We start from the raw sequence: 22,388 nt of genomic DNA, 5'->3' as shown, positions 1-22,388 counted from the left end.
TCATAATTTCCTGAAGTAGAACTCATTTAAGATAAAGTCTGAGATTCATATTATGAAATTACACTTTTTAGACCGGTCAGATCTACGGAACAAATCCCTCTCTGTACATTACAACAGCTATTCAAATTTTCTAAAGCTGTGGCATTATCATGAGCAGTTAGAACTTGTGGTAGTTCTAAAAAGTACTGGGACGAGATTTGTTGGGGACAGTATCGAAAAGTTTAGCCAGGGAGAAATCATACTGCTGGGCAAAAACCTGCCCCATATGTGGCTTAACGACAAAGCATATTTTGCTGAAGGTTCCGGGCTCAAAGCTGAAGCAGTAGCAGTTCATTTTAAACAGGAATTTCTAGGCCATGACTTTTTCAATATTGCAGAAATGAAACATATCGGGCAGTTATTTGAAAAAGCGAGACGCGGTATTAAATTCAGGGATAAGAACGAAGAGATCATAAGTGAGATCATGAAAATGGTGGAGCTTGATGATTTTGAGCGTGTCCTCAAGATGCTGCAAGTACTAAATTTATTATCGAAATCCAGAAATTCAGTTTTACTATCAAGTTCAGGTTTTTTAAATTCTTTCCATCAAAGCGATAACAATAATTTAGACAAAGTTTACTCTTATATTTTCAATAACTTTAAAAAGTCTGTTTCCCTGGAGGATGTTTCCGAAATTGCGCATATGAATCCGGCTGCTTTCAGCCGCTTTTTTAAACGGGTTAGCAGAAAAACTTTTTCGCGTTATCTCAACGAGATACGTGTGGGGTACGCGTGTAAAATGTTACTGGAACAAAAATATTCCATTACTGATATTTGCTACGAATCGGGTTTTAATAACCTTTCCAATTTCAACAGACAGTTTAAGGCGATAACAAATTATTCACCCACAGAATATCTTCAGGATTATCAACGGGTTTATGCAAGAAATTAATACGATGAAAAAGCCAATTACAATAATTGATATAGAAGTACACGATGTGCGCTTCCCTACAAGCAGAGACTCCATTGGATCTGATGCCATGAATATCGATCCTGATTATTCAGCGGCATATGTTATACTAAAAACCGATCATCCGGATAATATTGAAGGCCACGGTCTTACTTTTACTATTGGGCGGGGCAATGAAATCTGTGCTAAAGCCATCAAATCTTTATCCCCTCTCCTGATAAATAAAACCCTTGAATCTTTCACAAAAAATATGGGTGCTTTCTGGACCATGATTACCGGGGATAGTCAGCTACGTTGGCTTGGCCCCGATAAAGGTGTGATACATCTTGCAACTGGCGCCGTCGTTAATGCTGTTTGGGATTTATACGCAAAAATTGAAGGCAAACCATTATGGAAACTTTTAGCAGATATGTCTCCGGAAGAACTGGTATCCTGTGTAGATTTCAAATATATCACAGATGCTATTACTCCTGATGAAGCTCTTACACTGCTTAAAGAAAAAGAAGCTACCAAACAGGAGCGCATTAACCATTTAGCTGAAGAAGGCTATCCTGCCTACACTACCTCTGCGGGATGGCTGGGATATTCCGATAAAAAAATAAGACAACTTTGCCGTGAAGCAAAAGCCGAAGGATGGAAACACATAAAAATGAAAGTGGGCTCCAATCTTGAAGACGATGTGCGAAGGGCGAGTATCATCAGAGAAGAAATTGGTACTGACCTGAAGTTGATGATGGATGCCAACCAAAAATGGGATGTAGATGAAGCCATCGAAAATATGAAGGTTCTTGCCCGGTTTGAGCCATGGTGGATTGAAGAACCAACAAGCCCAGATGATATCCTGGGCCACGCCAAAATTGCCCGCAGTGTAGATCCAATTCAGGTAGCTACAGGTGAACATTGCCAAAACCGCATTGTGTTCAAGCAACTCATGCAGAGCAATGCCATCGGGATTTGCCAGATAGACAGCTGCCGTGTTGGTGGGGTGAACGAAGTTTTGGCTATCCTGCTTATGGCAAGTAAATTTAATATTCCGGTATGTCCGCACGCAGGCGGAGTTGGTCTTTGCGAATATGTACAGCACCTGGCCATGATAGATTACATTGCTATTAGTGGAAAACTGGACGATCGAATAATTGAATATGTAGATCATTTGCATGAACATTTTGAGGATCCGGTAGTTATAAAAAATGGTGCTTACCTTCTGCCCCAACAGCCCGGTTACAGCATTACAATGAAACCCGCTTCCCTTCAGGAATACGCTTATCCAAATGGAACCGCATGGCTTTCAGATCTAGAAGAAACAGTTCTTTTAAAAAATTATCAAAGCAATGGAGAAGTTCAGCTTAAAAAATAAAACGGCTGTAGTTACCGGAGGAGCCAGCGGGATCGGCAAAGCCATAACAGAAGCTTTTATCGCCCAGGGAGCTACAGTGCATATTCTTGAAATTAATACAGAAGCAGGAGAAGAACTGGCTTCTCAATTAAATAAAAAGGAAAAAGTATTATATGTGCATTTTTGCGACATTACCAGTCAGGCTGCAGTAAAAAAAGCAGTAGAGAAAATGGCAATTATCGATATTCTGGTAAATAATGCAGGAATTGCGCATGTGGGGAATATTGAAAAAACTGAAGAAGCCGACCTGGATCGGCTTTACAACGTAAATATTAAAGGCACCTACAACTGCATTAAGGCCTGCATTCCCAAAATGAAAGAGCAGCAAAAAGGTACAATTATTAATATCGCCTCAATAGCTTCTTCTGTGGCGGTGGCAGATCGTTTTGCGTATTCCATGACCAAAGGTGCGGTGCTCACCATGACCTATTCCATAGCAAAAGATTATATTTCATACGGAATACGATGCAACTGCATTTCTCCTGCGAGGGTACATACACCTTTTGTAGACGGATTTATAAAACAAAATTATCCCGGAGAAGAAGAAAAAATGTTCAAAAAACTTTCCGCTACCCAGCCTTTGGGTCGTATGGGGAAACCAGAAGAAGTTGCTAATTTAGCGGTATACCTTTGTTCTGATGAAGCTGCTTTCGTTACCGGAACAGATTTTCCAATAGATGGAGGATATATAAAACTGAATGGCAATTAAACAAAAAATTAAAACATGAAATTAATACGATTCGGAAATATAAATGAAGAAAAACCTGGTGTGGAACTGGAAAGCGGCAAGCGGATAGATGTTTCTGCCTTCACTGAAGAGTTTGACGAAAAGTTCTTTCAAACCGGGGGAATAGAAAAACTGCAAATCTGGCTAAAAGATAATACTGAAAATTGTCCTGAAATTACCAGAGATACCCGTCTTGGAAGTCCGTTTTCCCGGCCTTCAAAAATTATTTGCATCGGTCTTAATTATGCAAAACATGCTGAGGAAACCGGAGCCCAAGCACCAAAGGAACCGGTAATTTTCTTTAAGGCCACTTCCGCAATTGTAGGGCCTAATGATGATTTAATTATTCCGAAGAACAGCACCAAAACCGACTGGGAAGTGGAATTAGGTGTGGTAATCGGCAAAAAAACATCTTATTGTTCTGAAGAGGATGCTTTGGATCACGTGGCAGGCTATGTTTTGCACAACGACTACAGTGAACGTGCATTTCAAATTGAAAGAGGCGGCCAGTGGGTAAAAGGTAAAAGCTGTGACACCTTTGCTCCTCTTGGCCCCTGGCTGGTAACTAGGGATGAAATTAAAGATCCAAACAACCTCAACCTCTGGTTAAAATTGAATGGGGAAACGAAGCAAAGCAGCAATACTTCAGACTTTGTTTTTAACGTTTCTGAAGTGGTGAGCTATGTTAGCCAATTTATGACACTGCTTCCCGGTGACGTTATTTCTACAGGCACACCTGCAGGAGTAGGAATGGGTTTAAAGCCGCAACGCTTTTTAAAAGAAGGAGATGTGGTGGAACTGGGCATTGATGGCCTTGGAACCTCCAAGCAACACGTAAAAAATTACAGATAATGATCTTTGACTCCCATGTTCATTTCTGGAAATACAGCCCGCAGCGGGATTTGTGGATTAATGAATCTATGGGCGCCATAAAAAAGGATTTTTCGCCTGAAGATTACAAAGTAGCTATTCAGGATAAGGATGTTAAGGGCTGTATTGCCGTACAGGCAGATCAGTCTGAAGAAGAAACAGTATTTCTTCTGAAACTTGCTGAAGAAAATGAGATTATCAAAGGAGTTGTGGGATGGGTAGACCTTACCGCCGGAAATGTAGTTGAAAAACTGGAAAAATTCAGCCAAAACAAGTATCTAAAGGGCATCAGATATGTTCTTCAGGATAAGGAGAATGATTATTGCCTGAACCAGACTTTCCTGAACGGAATTTCAAAACTTCAGCAATTCAACCTCACCTATGATATTTTGGTAGATTACCGTCAGCTCAATTCTATTATTCATCTGGCAGAAGATTTCCCGGAGCAGCCTTTTGTGCTGGATCATTTAGGAAAGCCGGACATCAAAAACATCAAATATCAGGATTGGAAGCAGAATATAGAACGTTTAGCAGAATTTCCCAATGTGCACTGCAAGATTTCGGGAATGGTCACAGAAGCCGACTGGAAAAACTGGAAACCTGAAAATTTTAAACCTTACCTGGACACCGTGTTCAGTTTGTTCGGAACAGGAAGGATATTATTTGGTTCCGACTGGCCGGTCTGCACATTGGCCGGGGACTACGAAAGCGTTACCAACCTTCTGAAAGACTACACCTCCATTTTCAGCACTTCCGAAAAAGAAGCCATTTTCTTCAAAAACGCTCAAAAATTTTACAATATCTAAGTATGCAAAATCGGTTCATTCCACTTTTTTTAATGCTTGCCTTTCTGTTGATTCCATTCGGTAGCCATTCCCAGGATTCAACTTCTAAGAACCTGTTATGGTATGAAAGTCCGGCAGAAAACTGGGACCATGCGCTGCCGGTGGGGAATGGCCGTTTGGGAGCAATGGTTTTCGGCAATCCAAAGAGCGAAAGGATTCAGCTAAATGAAGATTCTATGTGGCCTGGTGGCCCGGATTGGGGGAATAGTAAAGGTACACCGGAAGATCTCGCTGAAATCAGAAAACTGGTAAAAGAAGGTAAAGTACATCTTGCTGATAGTCTTATCGTAGAACGGTTTTCATTTAAAGGCGTAGCCCGTTCCCATCAAACCATGGGCGATCTGTTTATAGAATATCAGAATAAGGATGTAAATGATTATAAGCGCAGCCTGAATATTGCAAAAGCTGTGGCCAGCTCTTCCTGGAAATCTGGTGGCTATAAGGTTTCTCAGGAGGTGTTTGCCTCAGCACCAGACGATGTACTTATCGTTCGGATTATAACGGAAAATCCTGACGGAATTAATTTCAGACTCCGCATGAACCGTCCTGATGATAATGGGCATCCCACCGTAGAAGTTACGTCCCCTGAATATAACGTGCTCAACATGCGCGGAATGGTTACCCAATATGCCGGCGCAAAAAATTCTGAGCCGGTAGTGATTGATTACGGAGTGGAGTTCGAGACAATCCTTAAAGCTGATATTAAAGAAGGCTCTGTAACTTCTGAGAATGATAAGCTTACATTTAAAAATGTACAGGAAGTCATTTTGTACATTGTTAGCAGTACTTCCTTCTATCACAATGATTATGTTGAGAACAATAAAAAAACCCTGGAAAGTCTTCAGAATAAAGATTTCGATACCTTGTTGTCCAGACATATTAAAGATTATCAGCAGTATTTTAACCGCGTATCTATAGATTTAGGTGAAAAAGAACCGGATACACTTTCTACCGCAGAGCGACTTCAACGGGTGAAAAACGGACAACCTGATCGTGATTTGGTAGAAAAGCTCTTTCAGTACGGCCGATATTTGTTGATTTCGAGCTCCCGTCCCGGTACAAATCCTGCGAATTTGCAAGGGCTCTGGAATAAAGATATCCAGGCGCCGTGGAATGCCGATTATCACCTCAACATCAACCTGCAAATGAATTACTGGCCTGCAGGAATAACAAATCTTAGCGAACTTCAGGAACCGCTTTTTGATCTTACTGACAGGCTTATAGAAAGAGGGAAGAAACTAGCCAAAGAACAATATGGAATGAGCGGCACCGTAGCGCATCAAACTACAGATCTTTGGGCATCTCCCTGGATGCAGGCCGAAACAGCTTATTGGGGCTCCTGGATTCATGGTGGTGGCTGGCTGGCACAACATTATTGGGAGCATTACCGGTTCACGCAGGATACTACTTTTTTAAAAGAACGTGCCTATCCCGCTCTAAAAGCTTATGCTCAATTTTACTCAGATTGGCTGACTGAAGATCCGCGTGACGGCACCTTAATTTCCACTCCCGAAACCTCACCTGAAAATCGTTATCTGGCGCCCGATGGTAAGCCTGCTGCCCTATCCGGCGGCACTGCCATGGGCCATCAAATTATTGCTGAAGTTTTTGACAACACCATTGCGTCTGCTGAAATATTGGGGAAATCTGATGAGTTTATTCAGAAGATAAAAGATCAACGCCGGCAATTGCGCACCGGAATACAAATTGGAGAAGACGGAAGAATTCTGGAATGGGACCGCGAATATGAAGAACCTGAAAAAGGCCATCGTCACATCTCCCATCTATACGCCTTGCATCCCGGTGACGATATCACAACTGAAGACCCCGAGCTATTTGAAGCCGCCCGAAAAACCATTGAGCATCGCCTGGAGCATGGCGGCGCAGGGCCGGGTTGGAGCCGTGCCTGGATCATAAATTTCTACGCCAGGCTATTAAATCCTGAGGCGGCATACGAAAATATTCAACTTTTTATGGAGCGCTCTATTTATCCTAATTTACTGGATATCCATCCTCCTTTTCAGATAGACGGAAACTTCGGATTTACAGCCGGAATTGCCGAAATGTTGCTGCAATCGCACGAAGGATTTCTAAGGATTTTACCTGCCCTTCCTGATGAATGGCCAAATGGCAAAATAAAAGGTCTGAAAGCACGGGGAAATATCGAAGTGGATATTGCATGGGAAGATGGAAAATTGGAACAATTGAAGTTAACTTCAGAAGAAGATAAAACCGTTCAGGTGAAATATGGAGAAAACAAAATTCAGGTTGAACTGAAGGCAGGAAAAGCGACTATTTTAGACATAAATTCAGAATTAATAGAGCGATAATATGGATTTAGGACTTCAGGAGAAAGTAATTATTGTTACGGGAGGTACCAAGGGAATTGGGGAAGCCATTTCTAAAGGAATCGCTGCGGAAGGTGGAATTCCTGTATTTATTGGCCGCACCAGTGCAGACGGAAAGAAACTTCTGAAGGAGCTTCAGCAAAAAGGTCAGAATGGTCATTTCATTCAGGCCGATCTTAATGATCCCGAATCCTGTAAAAATATTGTTGCAGAAACTATTGAAAAATTCGGTAAGATTTACGGACTGGTTAATAATGCCGGCACGAATGACGGCATTGGCCTGGAACACGGTACTCCTGAAAAATTTAAAAATTCGGTTAATTCCAACGTCAACCATTATTATGAGATGGCGCATTATTGCGTTAAACATATAAAAGCTTCCAAAGGCAGTATTATAAATATCAGTTCAAAAACGGCAATTACCGGCCAGGGAGGCACTTCGGGATATGCTGCCGCCAAAGGTGCACAACTTGCCTTGACCCGGGAATGGGCTGTAGAGTTATTGCCTTATGGAGTGAGGGTAAACGCGATAGTTCCTGCGGAAGTTCAGACTCCGCAATATAACAACTGGATTGCTACTTTTGATAATCCTGAAGAAAAACTGAAAAACATAACCCAGAATATTCCTTTAGGTAAAAGGATGACTACCAGCGAGGAAATTGCACATACTGCTCTTTTCCTTCTTTCAGAAAAATCTGCGCATACTACCGGACAGCATTTGGTGGTAGATGGAGGTTATACTCATTTGGACCGATCGATTACTTAAATTGAAGTTGCGCCTCTTTCCAGAGTTCTTCAGCACAAACAACAATGTAGGTCTTAAAATGGCAATTATCGATCTAATGTTTTACACCTGACAGGTTTTGGAAACCTGTCAGGTCTGGTCTAAACCTAAAAATGGCAAGTATTCGTTAGATTATAATTCTACTGTATCTCCCGAAGGTTTTTAAATCTTGTTGCTTATTTTATACCCACAAGCTCAAAAAACCTTCCAAGAGAATCCTAATTTTTATAAGCTGAAATTCCTTCCTGCAACCACTCATAATATTTATCAGGATCTGGTGTGTAAGCTGCGGGCTCGTTTAGTTTTTCTCCGCTTGGATCCAGAAGCACGTAAAACGGCTGTGCATTTGCTTCAAACCTGCTAATCTGGAAATCACTCCATTTCTGGCCCACAGTAGTGATTTCTCTTCCCGTAACTTCGGAAGTATAAATGTCTTCTTCAGGTAAATCGCGTTTATCATCTACATAAAGTGAAATGAGTACAACATCATTTTTCAGAATATTCAGAACATGTTGTTTTGGCCATACATTCTGCTCCATTTTCCTGCAATTAACACAGGCCCAGCCGGTAAAATCAAGCATGACGGGTTTGTCAACTTCTTCAGCATATTCCAGTCCTTTTTCATAATCATTGAAGACCAGGATGTCGTGCGGAGGCATCAGGTGCGCGCCTTCGGGTAATTCAGCATTGGCAGCAGATCCTGAGGCTATGTTTTTGGTGTATCCCACTCCGTACGGTGATTCACTATATTCCATTGGCGGCGGAAATGCGCTGATAAGATTCAGCGGAGCTCCCCAAAGTCCCGGAATAAGGTAAATTGTAAACGTGAGCACCAGCAAGCCCATCATTAACCTTCCTACAGAAATGGATTCCAGGGGAGAATCGTGCGGCAGTTTTATTTTTCCGAATAAATAGAAGGCAAGCGTTCCAAAAATGGCAATCCAGATGGCGATAAACACTTCTCTTTCCAAAAGGTGCAATTGCAACACAAGATCTGCCTGGGAAAGGAATTTGAAAGCTAATGCCAGCTCTAAAAATCCGAGAAAAACTTTTACCGTATTTAACCATCCCCCACTCTTTGGAAGTGTATTCATCCAGCCAGGGAAAGCAGCAAAAAACGCAAAAGGCAAAGCAATGGCTAAAGAAAAGCCCAACATACCAACTATTGGAGCAATTCCTCCTTTTGAAGCCGCCTGCACCAAAAGTGTTCCCACAATAGGACCTGTACATGAAAAAGAAACAATTGCCAGCGCCAGCGCCATAAAGAAAATGCCAATTATCCCCCCACGATCTGCCTGGGAATCCACTTTATTTGCCCAGGAATTGGGCAGCATAATATCGAAGGCCCCAAAGAATGACACTGCAAAAATGACCAATATGGCGAAGAAAATGAGGTTAAACCAGAAGTTAGTCGCCAGTGCATTAAGAGAATCTGCACCAAAAATGGCAGTTACAGCTGTTCCAAGCAAAACATAAATAACAACAATGGAAATCCCATAAATTATAGCATTCCGAATACCTTTAGCCCGGGTTTTACTTTGCTTGGTAAAATAACTTACCGTCATTGGGATCATTGGGAAAACACAGGGTGTTAGAAGTGCCGCAAATCCCGAAAGGAAAGCGATAAAGAAGATACCCCATAAGCCTTTTTTATCCTCTTTTGCAGAAGTTATTCCTGTTTCTACTTCATTTGAAATATCTACAGGCTCTTCTGAATCTACATTATCATTAAAAATTGAAGGATCTGCGGAAGCGTTTATAGCTGAAGTAGCGGGTACATTTAACGTAAATTCTTCAAGCACCGGCGGTAAACAGCGTTCGTCGTCGCAGACCATAAATTCTACCGAAGCAGTGACTGTTGCGGATTCTTCCAATAAAATAATCCGTTGTTGAAAGCTTGCTTCATCTTCAAAGTACTTGATACGCATTCCAAAGACAGGATCGTCTACTGTTACTCCCTCCTCTTCTTCAGTTTCTCCTGAAAGCTCGTAATTGTCATTTTTCTCATATGAAAAAGTGGTCGCAATAGGGCCGTTTTCAGGGACATCCTGGGCATAAAGGTGCCATCCCGCTTCAATTTCCGCAGAAAAAATTAGCAGATATTCGTTTTCGGCTTCGGAAACTTTTTCCACACTCGCCGACCATTCCACAGGATCATAAATTTGTGAAAATCCCTGTAGGGAAAGGAGAAGAAATATAAAGAGGATGAAATTCTTCATGATAATAGGTAATTTTTACGTCCTTCAGAAGTTATTAAAACCTAAACCAGGACATATTCTGAAAAAATAAAGCGACTGCCTGAAAACGCCAATTATCGACCTGAATATTTTGGAACGCATCTTAAAAACTGAATATTCAGTAGCATGAAAATTGCCATTTTAGAGGCCGCTCCTTGAATTCAAAGTTTATTCAAATAACCATTTATAGATGTCGTTTCCGTTGGCATAAAGTACAAGCGCAAAAATAATTACGAACCCAACCAGCTGGGCGACTTCCATAAATTTATCGTTCGGTGTTCTTCCGGTTACCATTTCATAGAGCAGGAACACGACGTGTCCGCCATCTAAAGCAGGGATCGGCAGAATATTCATAAACGCCAGAATTATCGAAATAAAAGCGGTGGTATGCCAGAAACCGGCCCAGTTCCAGGTGTCTGGGAACAAGCCGCCTATTGCGCCAAAACCTCCAAGTTGAGAAGCTCCTTTTTTGGTGAAAACATATTCAAACTGGGCCACATAATCGTGCAATGTCCAGTAACCGTATTCAAATCCTTCAGAAATACTTTCGGCAAAGCCATATTCACGTTTTTCAAAATCAAATCCACGAACGGCAGCTACTCCTATTAATCCCTCCTCATCTGGTGTAATCATAGATCCCTGTATCTCGCCATCCCGTTCGTAAACCACCTCTATTTCCTTGTTGGGATTCCCTTTTGTAATAGGACTTACCTCGTGCCAGTAACCAATTTCCCGGCTGTTCAAAGAAATAATGCTGTCCCCCTTTTGGAGTCCCGCCAATGCCGCGGCCCTGTCTGCCACCACAGTGTCCAATACCGGGGATTGGATAGGTACAAAAGGCTGCATAATGCCTTCTTCCCACATTTTGGCACCAATCTCCTCGGGAATAGAAATGGTTTCTTCACTTCCATCCTGGTGCAAAACAGTTATGGAAGTCACGTCCCGCATAAAAAGATGGCGGTTTATGTCCAGACTGTTCTGAAAACCGGTTTTGTTTACCTCTAAAATCCTGTCGCCATCTTCAAAACCGTACTCCTTAAATTCGTCTACTACTGCAAAACCTTCAGGCATTTGTTCGGGACCAACATAGCTGGTGCCCCAAACAAAAAGGATCATCATAAAGATAAGAAAACCAAGTACCAGGTTTACGGTAACCCCTCCCAGCATAATAATTAAACGCTGCCACGCCGGTTTGCTGCGGAATTCCCATGGCTGTGGCGGCTGCGACATTTGCTCCTTGTCCATGCTCTCGTCTATCATCCCGGAAATTTTCACATAACCACCAAGTGGCAGCCATCCAATTCCGTAGACCGTATCGCCTATTTTCTTCTTGAAAAGCGCAAATTTCACATCAAAAAACAGGAAAAATTTCTCTACTCGTGTTTTAAATATTTTGGCGGGGATGTAATGCCCAAATTCGTGTAATACAATGAGCAATGATAAACTAAGTAAAAGTTGTATCGCTTTAACTGCAAATGGATCCATTCTCTAAACTTCAAATTTTAATCGCACAAAAGTAACTTTTTAAAAACTACTAGAAAAGTATAAATCTGCCACTGTTGTCATTTCTGAAATTTTTGCCCCTAAAATGTGACTATTTGATTCCCAGCAGTTAATTTTGCACCAAAGTTTTATTCATGCTAAAGTTTTTTAAGCGATACAAAACCTTTGCCATTGTTTTCTCCATTCTTTCGGCAATAATACTTTTTAGTATTTATTCACTGCTTAAACCCGAGAAGACATTGCCCGTTTACCAACCCGATATGGTAAATGCGGAATTGGTGGACACTACAGTTCAATACATTAGAAAATACCATAAAATAGCAGATTTTGAACTGGTGAACCAGAACGGAGATACGATCACGCAAGAATTTTATAAGGATAAAATCTATGTAGCCGATTTCTTCTTTACTACCTGCCTTACCATTTGTCCCGTAATGACAGACCACATGCTGAAAATACAGCAAAAAATAAAGGATGATCCTGAAGTTTTCCTGCTTTCACACACTGTTTTCCCAAAGACCGACAGCGTACCGGTGCTGAAGCAATATGCTAAAGAAAAAGGTGTAATCGATGAAAAATGGAACCTTGTAACCGGCGATAAAAAGCAAATTTATGACCTGGCAAGAAAATCCTACCTGGCATCAAAGAGCACAGGAGATGGTGGTAAATACGACATGATCCATACAGAAAATTTTGTGCTTATAGACCAAAACCGCCAGATAAGGGGATTTTATGATGGTACAGATCCTGAGGCTATTGAAAATCTCATGGCCGATATTGACTTTTTAAAGAACAAATAGAAGGAATAGTAGTTTTTTAAGCTTCAGGCTTTTCTACTAGTGTTATTTCCCTTACTTTTGCCTTGTTTAAATTCAATCTAAATAAACATTGAAAGTTACCGTAGCACATCTCAGGCGTGGACAACGGGGAATTATTAAAGAATTCTCTGCCGATGCTGTTCCGCTTAAACTTCTGGAAATGGGTTGCCTGCCGGGAAATGAAGTAGAACTGGTGCAAATGGCGCCTTTTAGAGATCCCCTGTACCTCAATGTTAACGGAAGCCATCTGGCTATTAGAAAAGAAACGGCTCTACAGATTGAAATAGAATTAATCGACTAGCATGGGCAAACAAATTAATGTCGCCTTAATAGGAAATCCTAATACCGGGAAGACTTCTGTTTTTAACCAGCTTACAGGATTAAACCAGAAGGTGGGAAATTATCCCGGGATCACGGTAGAAAAGAAAGAAGGCATCTGCAAACTACCCCGCGGGTTAAAAGCCCATATTCTTGACCTGCCGGGAACTTACAGCCTTAACGCATCTTCCCTGGATGAAAATGTGGTAATAGAGCTTCTGCTCAATAAAAATGATAAAGACTATCCAGATGTCGCCGTTGTAGTGAGCGATGTCGAAAACCTTAAGCGAAACCTTCTTCTGTTTACCCAAATAAAAGATCTTGGTATTCCCACTATTCTTGTTGTTAACATGGCAGACCGTATGGAACGCAAAGGAATTTCACTGGACATAGACCTCCTGGAAGACCGCTTAAAGACCAAAATTGCCCTGGTAAGTGCAAGAAAAAACCAGGGGATCAATGAGCTTAAGGAAATGATCATTAATTATAAGCACATTCCTACTGAACCTTGCTTAAATGCTTCCATAATTGACCCTGAATATTTTGACAGGCTACGAAAAGCCTTTCCTAATCAATCCATATACAAACTTTGGCTGGTAATTACCCAGGATGTTAACTTCGGAAATATTGACCGGAAAGAACTAAATAAATCCACAGACTTTAATACAAAGTCCGAAAGTGACTTAAAGCGCCTTCAGCAGAAAGAGACGGTTTTAAGATATCAATTTATAAACGGCACTTTAAAACAAGCCCTTACCGTAGATGTTAATGCTGCGACAGATCTAAGGGCAAAACTGGACAGGGTGCTCACCCATAAAGTTGGGGGGTACGTAATTTTCTTTTCTATCCTGTTGCTGATATTCCAGGCCATTTATAACTGGTCCAGTTACCCGATGGACCTTATTGATGAGACTTTTGCATCCCTCAGCGAAATTGTGAACAACACGTTTCCCCCGGGAGTTTTTACAGACCTCATGGCCGAAGGCATAATTCCCGGACTTGGAGGAATTATAATTTTTATTCCGCAGATTGCATTTCTATTTCTGTTTATAAGCATTTTAGAAGAAACGGGGTATATGAGCCGGGTTGTTTTTTTGATGGACAGGATTATGCGAAGATTTGGATTAAGTGGTAAAAGCGTGGTGCCATTGGTTTCGGGTACTGCCTGTGCCATTCCCGCAGTTATGGCCACCAGGAATATCGAAAACTGGAAAGAACGCCTTATCACCATTCTGGTAGTTCCTTTCACAACCTGTTCTGCAAGGCTTCCGGTTTACCTCATTATTATTGCATTGGTGATCCCAGATGAAACCATCTTTGGCTTTAATTATCAAGGACTTACTTTAATGTTACTTTATCTTATAGGCTTTGGGACAGCTATCCTTTCGGCATGGATTTTAAACAGCATATTAAATATTAAAAACAGGACCTATTTTGTTATCGAAATGCCAAATTACAAGGTGCCGATGATAAAAAATATCGCTATTAATGTAGTTGAAAAAACAAAATCTTTTGTGTTGGGCGCCGGTAAGATCATTTTGGCAATCTCGATAATCCTATGGGTTTTAGCCAGTTTTGGGCCGGGCGAAGATTTTAATAATGCTGAAGAAATAGTGGCATCAGGCTATAATTCTGAAGAAAGTACTTCTACGGAAGAATTTCAGGAGGATGTTTCTTCCTATAAACTGAAGCATTCCTATATTGGCATCATGGGCCGGGCAATAGAACCGGCGGTTGCACCCCTTGGTTACGACTGGAAGATTGGAATAGCCATAATAAGCTCTTTTGCTGCACGCGAAGTTTTTGTAGGAACCCTGGCGACTATCTATAGTGTAGGTAGTGACGAGGAAGAGACTATAAAAAACCGGATGGCAGCAGAAACTAATCCGGTGCTTGGAGGCCCATTGTTTACCTTTGCAAGCGGGATAAGCCTGTTGCTGTTTTATGCTTTTGCAATGCAATGTATGAGTACGCTCGCGATTGTAAAAAGGGAAACCAATACCTGGAAATGGCCAATATTGCAACTGGTGCTTATGAGTGCTTTTGCATACGTAGTGGCTTTGGCCGCGTTTCAGATATTAAAATAATTGTAAGTAAACAATATAAAAACGACTGAGTTATTATGGAATTACTACAACATATTTTAGTTTTTATCACCTTCGCCCTCGCAGTAGGATATATGATTAGTAAATTTATATGGAAACCTGCTTTTTTAATCCGCAGAAAGACTGAAAAACAGAAAGCCTGTGGGGTTTCAGGATGCGGCTGCAGCTAAGCAACCTCTTTTTCTGGTTATTTGCTTGTTTCAAGCTTTAATTCTAACCGGAAGAGCCCTATTTTTCTACCATTGTTGCAGAGAGATGTCTTAAAGTCGAAAATTTCGGTATCTATATCCGGAAAAAGTGACTTTTTGAGCAAATCCTGATCCTGTAACTAACCTTTTTATATACTTCGATTATAGCCGCACGTCAAAAATGGCAATTATCGACTTTAAGAAAGGTAATGTCGTTAACCAGTCAAACTATAGCCACTAATACACGAATAAGAGATCCTGAAATACCTTTAAAAGATGATGCTCCTAAAATGACAAATATCGACCTATACGTTGGAATCTCACGTTATTGCAGGAAAACTTCAGCTTAGAATATTAGAAAAAGAATATTTTAAGCTTAAAAAGTTACGCTAAACCAACGTCCAGTGTCATCATCACCATAAAGCCTCCAATGAAGCCCATGGTAGAAATATCTGTATAATTTCCCTGTTGCGCTTCTGGCACTACTTCTTCCACAACAACAAAAATCATGGCTCCGGCCGCAAAACAGAGTGCGTAGGGCAAAATAGGCTCAAAAGTCAGAACAGCCCATGCCCCCAAAACGGCAGCCACAGGTTCTACAATAGCCGAAAGTTGCCCGTAATTAAAGCTTTTCCAGCGGCTTAATCCCTGCCCTCTTAACGGCATTGCTACTGCAAAACCTTCAGGGAAATTCTGAAGTCCAATACCAATAGCCAGCGCTACGGCACCACCTATACTTGCACCCTGTAGCCCTGCAGCTGCTCCACCAAACAACACTCCTACGGCCAGCCCTTCAGGAATATTATGCAGCGTAATTGCCAGGGTTAAAAGAACAGATTTGTGCCATTTGGTTTTCACGCCCTCCTTTTCATCCATTTTAAAATTTACATGCAGGTGCGGCAAAACTTTGTCGAGCCCAAATATAAATAAGGCTCCCAGCCCAAAACCTACCACTGCCGGGATTACTTTTACGAAACCTTCCCCGGGGCTCATTTCTATCCCGGGAGCAAGAAGGCTCCAGAAACTCGCCGCGACCATTACTCCGCCAGTGAATCCCAGCATCCCATCAAAGACTTTTCTATTCATGTTCTTAAAAAGAAAAACCAGAGAGGCACCCAAAGCAGTAAGTCCCCATGTAAACAACGTTGCTAAAAAAGCCGCCAATACGGGATCTAATTGCTCAAAGTAGGTAATTATTTGTTCCATTCTAATTTGTTTTTATATAAAGATTGTTAGAAACGATCTGGGAAATTCGCAGTTCATTATTTTCGATTAGTACAAGCATAGATCCATCGAAGGTTTCCTTTTCCAAAACTTTTATCTCTTTTCCCAGGGCAATATTATTTTTATCCAGAAAACGTAAAAAATCTACTGAAGAGTCTTTAACACCCACACAGATCCCCATTTTTTCTTTTTCCAGCTCTGATAGCAGGATCTTATTGGCCACCGCAAATTTCCCCTGGGCATCGGGAATGGGATCGCCATGAGGATCCCTTTTTGGGAAACCTAAAAACTTATCGAGCTGGCTAATAAGTTTTTCAGATTTTATATGCTCCAGTTGCTCTGCTATGTCATGCACCTCGTCCCACTGGAAACCCAGCTTCTCCACCAGGAAATACTCCCATAATCGATGTTTTCTAATCACTTCTATAGCAGTCTCTCTTCCTAATTCACTTAGTCTTACCCCCTGATATTTACGGTAATTGACCAGTTTCTTTCCTGAAAGTTTTTTAATCATGTCTGTTACAGAAGAGGCTTTAGTTTCCATCTCTTCTGCCAAAGCATTTGTACTAACTCCTGTTTTATAAGAGCGTTCAAGGTGGAAAATAGCTTTTAAGTAATTTTCTTCAGAAAGGCTAAACATAACAAATATTTACGTATTCCAAAATTACATTTTTAAATCTATAAATCCTATTTTTAGACTTGTCTAAATTATATTTGTACATTTGACAAAATCCTAGATATGAAATTACTAACGTGTATAACTTTATTAACTTGTGTTATTACCTGGGCCCAGGAGGGGCACTTTTCAGGAAAAGTAGTAAACGAAGGATCACCCGTATCATTTGCCACGATTTATATTGAAAGTTTAAGCAAGGGAACTACCGCAGACGAAAATGGAGATTTTATGCTTAAAAATATTCCCGCTGGAAAGCATCAGGTAAAAGTCAGTTCTATTGGCTACAAAAGTTTAGAAGAACAGGTCATTATAATCGCTAACGGTACAATTGAAGAAACCCTGGAACTTGAACTCCAATCTCATTTAAATGAAGTTATTATCGTAGATACCCAGACCGGACTCACCCGAAGGACTCCATATAATATCTCCAGTATAGATATGCAGGGCATAGTATCAAAAGGTAATCCCAGCGGGATGATGGGCAGTTTAAGAGAAGTCCCGGGAGTCTATGGGGCCGAATTTGGACAGGGAATTGTTAAGCCGTTTATACGCGGCCTGGGATTCTCCCGGATAGTCACCATTTACCAGGGAAACAAACTGGAAAATCACCAGTGGGGCGCAGACCATGGATTGGGTATTAACGATTTGGGTGTAAAGAAGGTAGATGTGATTAAAGGTCCGGCTTCGGTTTTATATGGCTCTGGAGCACTGGGAGGTGTATTACTAACCCATGATGACGAATTTTACAAAGAATCGAATAAAATTTCCGGGGATATTGGGACTACTTTTAACAGTATTTCAAACGGAATAAGAACTTACGGCTCCATTGGAAAAATGCTTACTAACGGGATATTTTTCGCCGCAGACCTGGCTTACGAGAACCATGCCGACTATAAGAACGGCAATAACAGGATAATTGGAAATAGCAGGTTTAACACAAAAACCCTAAGGATACATACCGGAATTGAAGGGGAACATTTTCAGAACAAACTGTCATTTTCCTACAATGATCAAAAGCTGGGGATCATTCTGGATGAAGAAATGCAGGAGAGCAAAAGCCTGGCTACCACCAGAAATGACAGGGAGATGCAATTGCCTTTTCAGAAGGTAGAAGATTATTTGCTGTCTTACAATCAAAATACACAGCATAAGGACCTGAAAACTTCCCTGCACCTTTCCCACCACTCTAATATTCGTAAGGAAATTGAACAAGATTATGACCTGGTGGATCTAGGGTTACAACAAAACCACACATTTTTAAATGCCCGGATAAGTTTAAACGGGGGAAAAATAGATCACAGCTTTGGGACACAGGGAAGTTTTGTAAAAACCCGAAACATTAAAGACTCGCAGGAATTTTTAATACCCGATGCCGATGTTTTTGAAAGTGGCCTGTATTATCTCGCGAGTCTGGAACTAAATTCCTGGTACTTCCAGGGAGCACTGCGTTACGATTTTCGTAAAGTAACTGCAGATGCGGGTTCGACGGAATTAATTGAGGATGAATTTATCTTACCGGGCAATCCCGATAACCGGAAACTGACCAGGACATTTAACGGGCTTACAGGATCTATTGGTGCCACAAAAAATTTTGACCAGAAAAATCAGTTAAAACTGAATTTCTCCACCGGGTTCAGAGCACCAGACCTTGCAGAATTGTTCTCCAATGGCCCACATCCCGGCACAAGTCGCTTTGAAAAAGGTAATGATGGATTTGGCAGGGAACAAAGCGTGCAAGCTGATATAAACTATACCTACCGGAATAAATGGTTTGAAGGTGTTTTTTCAGCTTTTGGAAGTAAAGTGAACAATTACATTTATTTCACGTCGACTACGGAAACTATTCCGGAAGAAAACCTTGAAGTATGGTCTTACCTGCAAACAAACGCATTTTTGTACGGAGCTGAATTTAACCTGAAAAACAGCTGGTTTGATAGCCAAAGACTGGTGACTAAATTTTCGGGCGCATTTGTACGTGCAGAAGACCTTAAAAGTAACCGGAACCTTAGTTTTATCCCTCCGGATAATTTTAACCTGGAATTGGGGTATTTCGGTTTAAAGGATAAATCACTTTATGCTTTTACAAAACTCAGGATGATAAGTGATCAAAACAGGGCCGGGTTAAATGAAGAGACTACAGCTGGTTACACCTTGCTGAACCTGGGCTTAAGTAAAAAATTCTATTTCGAAAATCATCACCTGGAAACAGGTATTACCGCTTACAATGCTTTAAATGAAAATTATGTTGACCATATGTCCATTTTAAGGGCATTTAATGTGAGCAGCCCCGGCCGGAATATAATGTTGAACCTTAAGTATAACTTTTAAGTTACATTCCCCGCTCCTTCTGGATTTGTTCGTAGGCTTCCTGTACTTTCCGGAATTTTTCTTCGGCTCCCTTGCGATAGGCTTCGTCCATATGGCCCAGTTTATCGGGGTGGTATTTTTTAGCCATGGTCCTAAAAGCTTTTTTTACTTCAGCATCTGTAGCGCTCTTGTCGATTTCAAGAATTTTATAAGCACTTTCCGCTGTCTTTTTAAAGAACATCGCTTTAATACTTTCAAAATCCATTCTGCTTATACGGAGATATCCGGCTATTTCCTGAATGATCCTGGTTTCAGCTTCGCTCACAGTACCATCTGCCTGGGCTATTCCGAAGAGAAAGTGCGTGATTTGAAGTCTGGTGGGATATTTTGTGCGTTGCGCCAGGTACTGCCCAATCCTGGCAGACGAAAGCTCCCTGTTTTTAATAACATCATTAAAAGTCCTGAACGTGGCATTTGCCCGTTCCTTACCATAGGAACTTACAAAATAGGAGCGCACATAATCAAGTTCCCTTTGCGAAACCTGTCCGTCGGCCTTAATAACCAGTGCACACAGCGAAAGCAGATTAAGTTCGAAATCTCCCGGAGAAACTGTATTTTTTTTCTGTTCGCCGCCAAACATGCCCTCCATTAGTCCCCCGCTGGAACGAATATAATTATCGAGAATAGTTCCTAGTATAAAACCCAGGACCGCACCTGCAAACCTGAAATACATGAAGCCAAGTAGGGCCGCAAACCATTTAATCATGAAGAATTTCTTTTAAAAATGCAAAGATACTATTTTATAGAAGTTTAGAACCCGCCCATGATCCAGAAAAGCTGATTGATATATAAATTCAACCTATTCGTCAATAGGAATTTGAGATATGCTCACGTGAACAATATTTGGTATCTTTGTTGCTCATAATTAGTTTAATATAAAATAGTAATATATGTATCCAGCAGATTTAGTAAAACCAATGCGAGAAGACCTTACCAATATAGGTTTTGAAGAATTACATACTGTAGAAGAAGTTGATGCAGCAATGAAGAAAGAAGGGACTACTTTAGTAATAGTTAATTCGGTATGCGGTTGTGCTGCGGCTAACGCTCGTCCGGGCGCAAGGATGTCTTTACAAAATGCGAAAAAACCAGATAATTTATATACTGTATTTGCCGGTGTAGACAAAGAAGCTACAGACAGAGCCCGTGGTTATATGGTTCCTTTCCCTCCCTCTTCGCCATCTATGGCACTTTACAAAGACGGGGAGCTGGTTCACATGTTGGAGCGCCATCATATTGAAGGACGCCCTGCAGAAATGATCGCAGAAAATCTTACAGGAGCTTATAACGAGTTCTGCTAATATTTTTTAAAAAAGAATTTTAAAACCGTTTGGATTTTTTTTCTGAACGGTTTTTTTATTTTTCTTCAATGAAGAGACGTAACCTTTACTGCTAAGTCACATCTTACATTTACTACAGTAGAACCAAAGATAATTACCACATAAGAGTAATCTCTACTTGCCCGGTGTAGGTTTAAAACCATATTTTTGTCGTTTTAAACATTCTAATGAAAAAAATACTTTCTTATCCGCTTTCGGTAATAAGCTATATTTTCTTTTTTATAACTCTTGCAGTCTTTCATCTTATCCAATGGATTTCTTTAAAACTGGGAGGGTACTATGCTCACAAGAAAAGTGTGGACATTTTTAACTTCTTCCTGATGAGGTGCCTGGATGTAACGGGAGCCCGTTTCAGTTTTGAGAATTCCCACGATATTCCGGTGGAAAAACCCTGCATTTTTGTGGCTAACCACCAGGGAATGTATGACATTCCCCTTATAATATGGTATTTAAGGGATCATCATCCAAAATTTGTTAGTAAAAAGGAATTAGGAAAAGGAATTCCAGGTATTTCCTTCAATTTAAGACACGGCGGCTCGGTTCTTATAGATCGTAAGAATCCGCGGGAATCTTTAACGAAAATGGGCAAATTTGCTGATTATCTTAAGGAGACCAACAGATCTGCCGTTATTTTTCCTGAAGGTACCAGGAGCCGCACCGGTCATCCTAAAAAGTTTGCTGTACGAGGTATGCAGATACTTTTTAAAAAAATGCCAGATGCAATGGTAGTACCACTTACTATTAACAATTCCTGGAAGCTGTTTCAGCACGGACTTTTTCCTTTAGGCCTGGGCGTGCATTTTAAATTAAAAGTACATAAGCCCATCCCTGTATCTTCAGACGATCCAGACAGCCTGATTGCGCTGGTGGAGCGAACAATTATTTCAGATATTAAATAAGATTCTTTTACTAACCCGCTAAACCTCAAGATTTAAAAACCTATGAGGTTTGTAACACAAATTAATGACCTCACAAGAAACCGGAATTATAGAAAATACCACAGTATTTGTAAAAGAAACTCTAAAAGGTGCCGAAGGTGGCCATGACTGGTTTCACATTCAACGGGTTTTTAATAACGCAAAACTTATCGCCCGGGGAGAGAATGCTGATAATCTTGTTATCGCTTTAGGAGCGCTTTTACATGATATTGCAGATTCCAAATTTCATAATGGAGACGAAACCGTTGGACCTAAGATTGCAGAAGAATTTTTGAAATCCCTAAATATTTCTTCGGAAGTTATCCAACACGTGATAAAAATTATCGAAAACATTTCCTTTAAAGGCGGAAATGTAGCCCGTAAATTCAGTTCTAAAGAGCTGGATATTGTACAGGACGCAGACAGGCTGGATGCAATTGGCGCGATTGGAATTGCACGCACTTTTAACTATGGCGGATTTAAAGGCAGAGGCTTATATGATCCTGAAATTGAACCGAACCTCCACATGACCAAAGAAGAATACAAAGCTTCCAATGCACCTACCATCAATCACTTTTATGAAAAACTGCTTTTACTAAAGGACAGGATGAACACAGAAACCGGCCGCAAAATTGCTGCTGAACGTCATCAATTTATGGAGCTGTATCTCGATCAATTCTATAAAGAGTGGAATGGTGAGGGATGAAAATTGCCAATTTTCGACCTTCATTAATTTATGGGACCAAATCTACTTTGTCATTGCTGCAAAGGTGATG

General features: G+C 40.9%; 20 protein-coding genes. 15 read left to right on the top strand and 5 right to left on the bottom strand.

Going from position 1 to position 22,388, the window contains the following annotated elements; genetic code table 11:
* The first annotated feature begins 52 nt into the window (after nt 1-52).
* Genes RM545_RS02645 through RM545_RS02615 form a run of 7 tightly spaced genes read left to right on the top strand, consistent with a single transcriptional unit; the run spans nt 53 to nt 7,901 of the window.
* Nucleotides 53-931, top strand: coding sequence for an AraC family transcriptional regulator (locus tag RM545_RS02645; RefSeq protein ID WP_311493769.1), 879 nt, complete (start codon nt 53-55; stop codon nt 929-931).
* Nucleotides 918-2,306 carry an L-fuconate dehydratase gene (locus RM545_RS02640; protein WP_311493768.1) on the top strand — a complete coding sequence of 463 codons (1,389 nt, stop codon included), beginning with the start codon at nt 918-920 and terminating at the stop codon, nt 2,304-2,306. The genes RM545_RS02645 and RM545_RS02640 overlap by 14 nt, the downstream gene beginning before the upstream one ends.
* The gene (locus RM545_RS02635) at nt 2,281-3,054 is read left to right on the top strand and encodes an SDR family NAD(P)-dependent oxidoreductase (protein WP_311493767.1); all 774 of its coding nucleotides are present in this window, start codon (nt 2,281-2,283) and stop codon (nt 3,052-3,054) included. The genes RM545_RS02640 and RM545_RS02635 overlap by 26 nt, the downstream gene beginning before the upstream one ends.
* A 15-nt stretch (nt 3,055-3,069) precedes the next feature.
* Nucleotides 3,070-3,924 carry a fumarylacetoacetate hydrolase family protein gene (locus tag RM545_RS02630; RefSeq protein ID WP_311493766.1) on the top strand — a complete coding sequence of 285 codons (855 nt, stop codon included), beginning with the start codon at nt 3,070-3,072 and terminating at the stop codon, nt 3,922-3,924.
* A complete protein-coding gene (locus RM545_RS02625; protein WP_311493765.1) occupies nt 3,924-4,748 on the top strand; it encodes an amidohydrolase family protein in 825 nt (274 codons plus the stop codon). Before RM545_RS02630 ends, RM545_RS02625 begins: the two co-directional genes overlap by 1 nt.
* 2 nt (nt 4,749-4,750) lie before the next feature.
* Nucleotides 4,751-7,117, top strand: a complete 2,367-nt coding sequence (locus tag RM545_RS02620; protein WP_311493764.1) for a glycoside hydrolase family 95 protein — start codon at nt 4,751-4,753, stop codon at nt 7,115-7,117.
* Between the two features lies 1 nt (nt 7,118).
* A complete protein-coding gene (locus tag RM545_RS02615; protein ID WP_311493763.1) occupies nt 7,119-7,901 on the top strand; it encodes an L-fucose dehydrogenase in 783 nt (260 codons plus the stop codon).
* Nucleotides 7,902-8,137: 236 nt separating this feature from the next.
* On the opposite strand, the gene RM545_RS02610 is transcribed toward RM545_RS02615, so the two are convergent.
* Together RM545_RS02610 and rseP are read right to left on the bottom strand one after the other, a co-directional pair.
* Nucleotides 8,138-10,138 carry a protein-disulfide reductase DsbD family protein gene (locus tag RM545_RS02610; RefSeq protein WP_311493762.1) on the bottom strand — a complete coding sequence of 667 codons (2,001 nt, stop codon included), beginning with the start codon at nt 10,136-10,138 and terminating at the stop codon, nt 8,138-8,140.
* 186 nt (nt 10,139-10,324) lie between these two features.
* Entirely contained in the window at nt 10,325-11,641 is a 1,317-nt protein-coding gene (gene rseP, locus RM545_RS02605) for an RIP metalloprotease RseP (protein ID WP_311493761.1), read from the bottom strand.
* A 152-nt stretch (nt 11,642-11,793) separates the two neighbouring features.
* Between rseP and RM545_RS02600 the strand changes: the two genes are divergently transcribed.
* The 4 genes from RM545_RS02600 (at nt 11,794) to RM545_RS02585 (ending at nt 15,438) form a co-directional block, all read left to right on the top strand.
* On the top strand, nt 11,794-12,459 hold the full coding sequence (locus RM545_RS02600) for an SCO family protein (RefSeq protein WP_311493760.1): 666 nt from the start codon (nt 11,794-11,796) through the stop codon (nt 12,457-12,459).
* 88 nt (nt 12,460-12,547) lie between these two features.
* Entirely contained in the window at nt 12,548-12,778 is a 231-nt protein-coding gene (locus tag RM545_RS02595; RefSeq protein ID WP_311484238.1) for a FeoA family protein, read from the top strand.
* A gap of 1 nt (nt 12,779) precedes the next feature.
* Nucleotides 12,780-14,882, top strand: coding sequence for a ferrous iron transport protein B (gene feoB, locus RM545_RS02590; RefSeq protein ID WP_311493759.1), 2,103 nt, complete (start codon nt 12,780-12,782; stop codon nt 14,880-14,882).
* Nucleotides 14,883-15,297: 415 nt separating this feature from the next.
* Nucleotides 15,298-15,438, top strand: a complete 141-nt coding sequence (locus RM545_RS02585) for a hypothetical protein (RefSeq protein ID WP_311493758.1) — start codon at nt 15,298-15,300, stop codon at nt 15,436-15,438.
* A 34-nt stretch (nt 15,439-15,472) separates the two neighbouring features.
* Here RM545_RS02585 and RM545_RS02580 read toward each other — a convergent pair whose 3' ends face one another.
* Both RM545_RS02580 and RM545_RS02575 read right to left on the bottom strand, forming a co-directional pair.
* Nucleotides 15,473-16,294, bottom strand: a complete 822-nt coding sequence (locus tag RM545_RS02580; protein WP_311484240.1) for a ZIP family metal transporter — start codon at nt 16,292-16,294, stop codon at nt 15,473-15,475.
* Between the two features lies 1 nt (nt 16,295).
* Nucleotides 16,296-16,952 carry a metal-dependent transcriptional regulator gene (locus RM545_RS02575; protein WP_311493757.1) on the bottom strand — a complete coding sequence of 219 codons (657 nt, stop codon included), beginning with the start codon at nt 16,950-16,952 and terminating at the stop codon, nt 16,296-16,298.
* 99 nt (nt 16,953-17,051) lie between these two features.
* Between RM545_RS02575 and RM545_RS02570 the strand changes: the two genes are divergently transcribed.
* On the top strand, nt 17,052-19,316 hold the full coding sequence (locus tag RM545_RS02570; protein WP_311493756.1) for a TonB-dependent receptor: 2,265 nt from the start codon (nt 17,052-17,054) through the stop codon (nt 19,314-19,316).
* Between the two features lies 1 nt (nt 19,317).
* On the opposite strand, the gene RM545_RS02565 is transcribed toward RM545_RS02570, so the two are convergent.
* Nucleotides 19,318-20,061, bottom strand: a complete 744-nt coding sequence (locus RM545_RS02565) for a TerB family tellurite resistance protein (RefSeq protein WP_311493755.1) — start codon at nt 20,059-20,061, stop codon at nt 19,318-19,320.
* A gap of 184 nt (nt 20,062-20,245) precedes the next feature.
* Here RM545_RS02565 and RM545_RS02560 point away from each other — a divergent pair, with 184 nt between their 5' ends.
* The 3 genes from RM545_RS02560 (at nt 20,246) to RM545_RS02550 (ending at nt 22,318) form a co-directional block, all read left to right on the top strand.
* Nucleotides 20,246-20,656 (top strand): BrxA/BrxB family bacilliredoxin, encoded by a 411-nt coding sequence (locus RM545_RS02560; protein WP_311493754.1) that lies wholly within the window; start codon nt 20,246-20,248, stop codon nt 20,654-20,656.
* 206 nt (nt 20,657-20,862) lie between these two features.
* The gene (locus tag RM545_RS02555; RefSeq protein ID WP_311493753.1) at nt 20,863-21,594 is read left to right on the top strand and encodes a lysophospholipid acyltransferase family protein; all 732 of its coding nucleotides are present in this window, start codon (nt 20,863-20,865) and stop codon (nt 21,592-21,594) included.
* 64 nt (nt 21,595-21,658) lie between these two features.
* On the top strand, nt 21,659-22,318 hold the full coding sequence (locus tag RM545_RS02550; RefSeq protein ID WP_311493752.1) for an HD domain-containing protein: 660 nt from the start codon (nt 21,659-21,661) through the stop codon (nt 22,316-22,318).
* Nucleotides 22,319-22,388: the final 70 nt, after the last annotated feature.

Origin of the sequence: Autumnicola lenta (assembly GCF_031846515.1) — a bacterium.
GTDB classification, from domain to species: Bacteria; Bacteroidota; Bacteroidia; order Flavobacteriales; family Flavobacteriaceae; genus Autumnicola; species Autumnicola lenta.
Note: the sequence above shows the minus strand (reverse complement) of the source record. Positions and strands in the feature narration are given on the sequence as shown.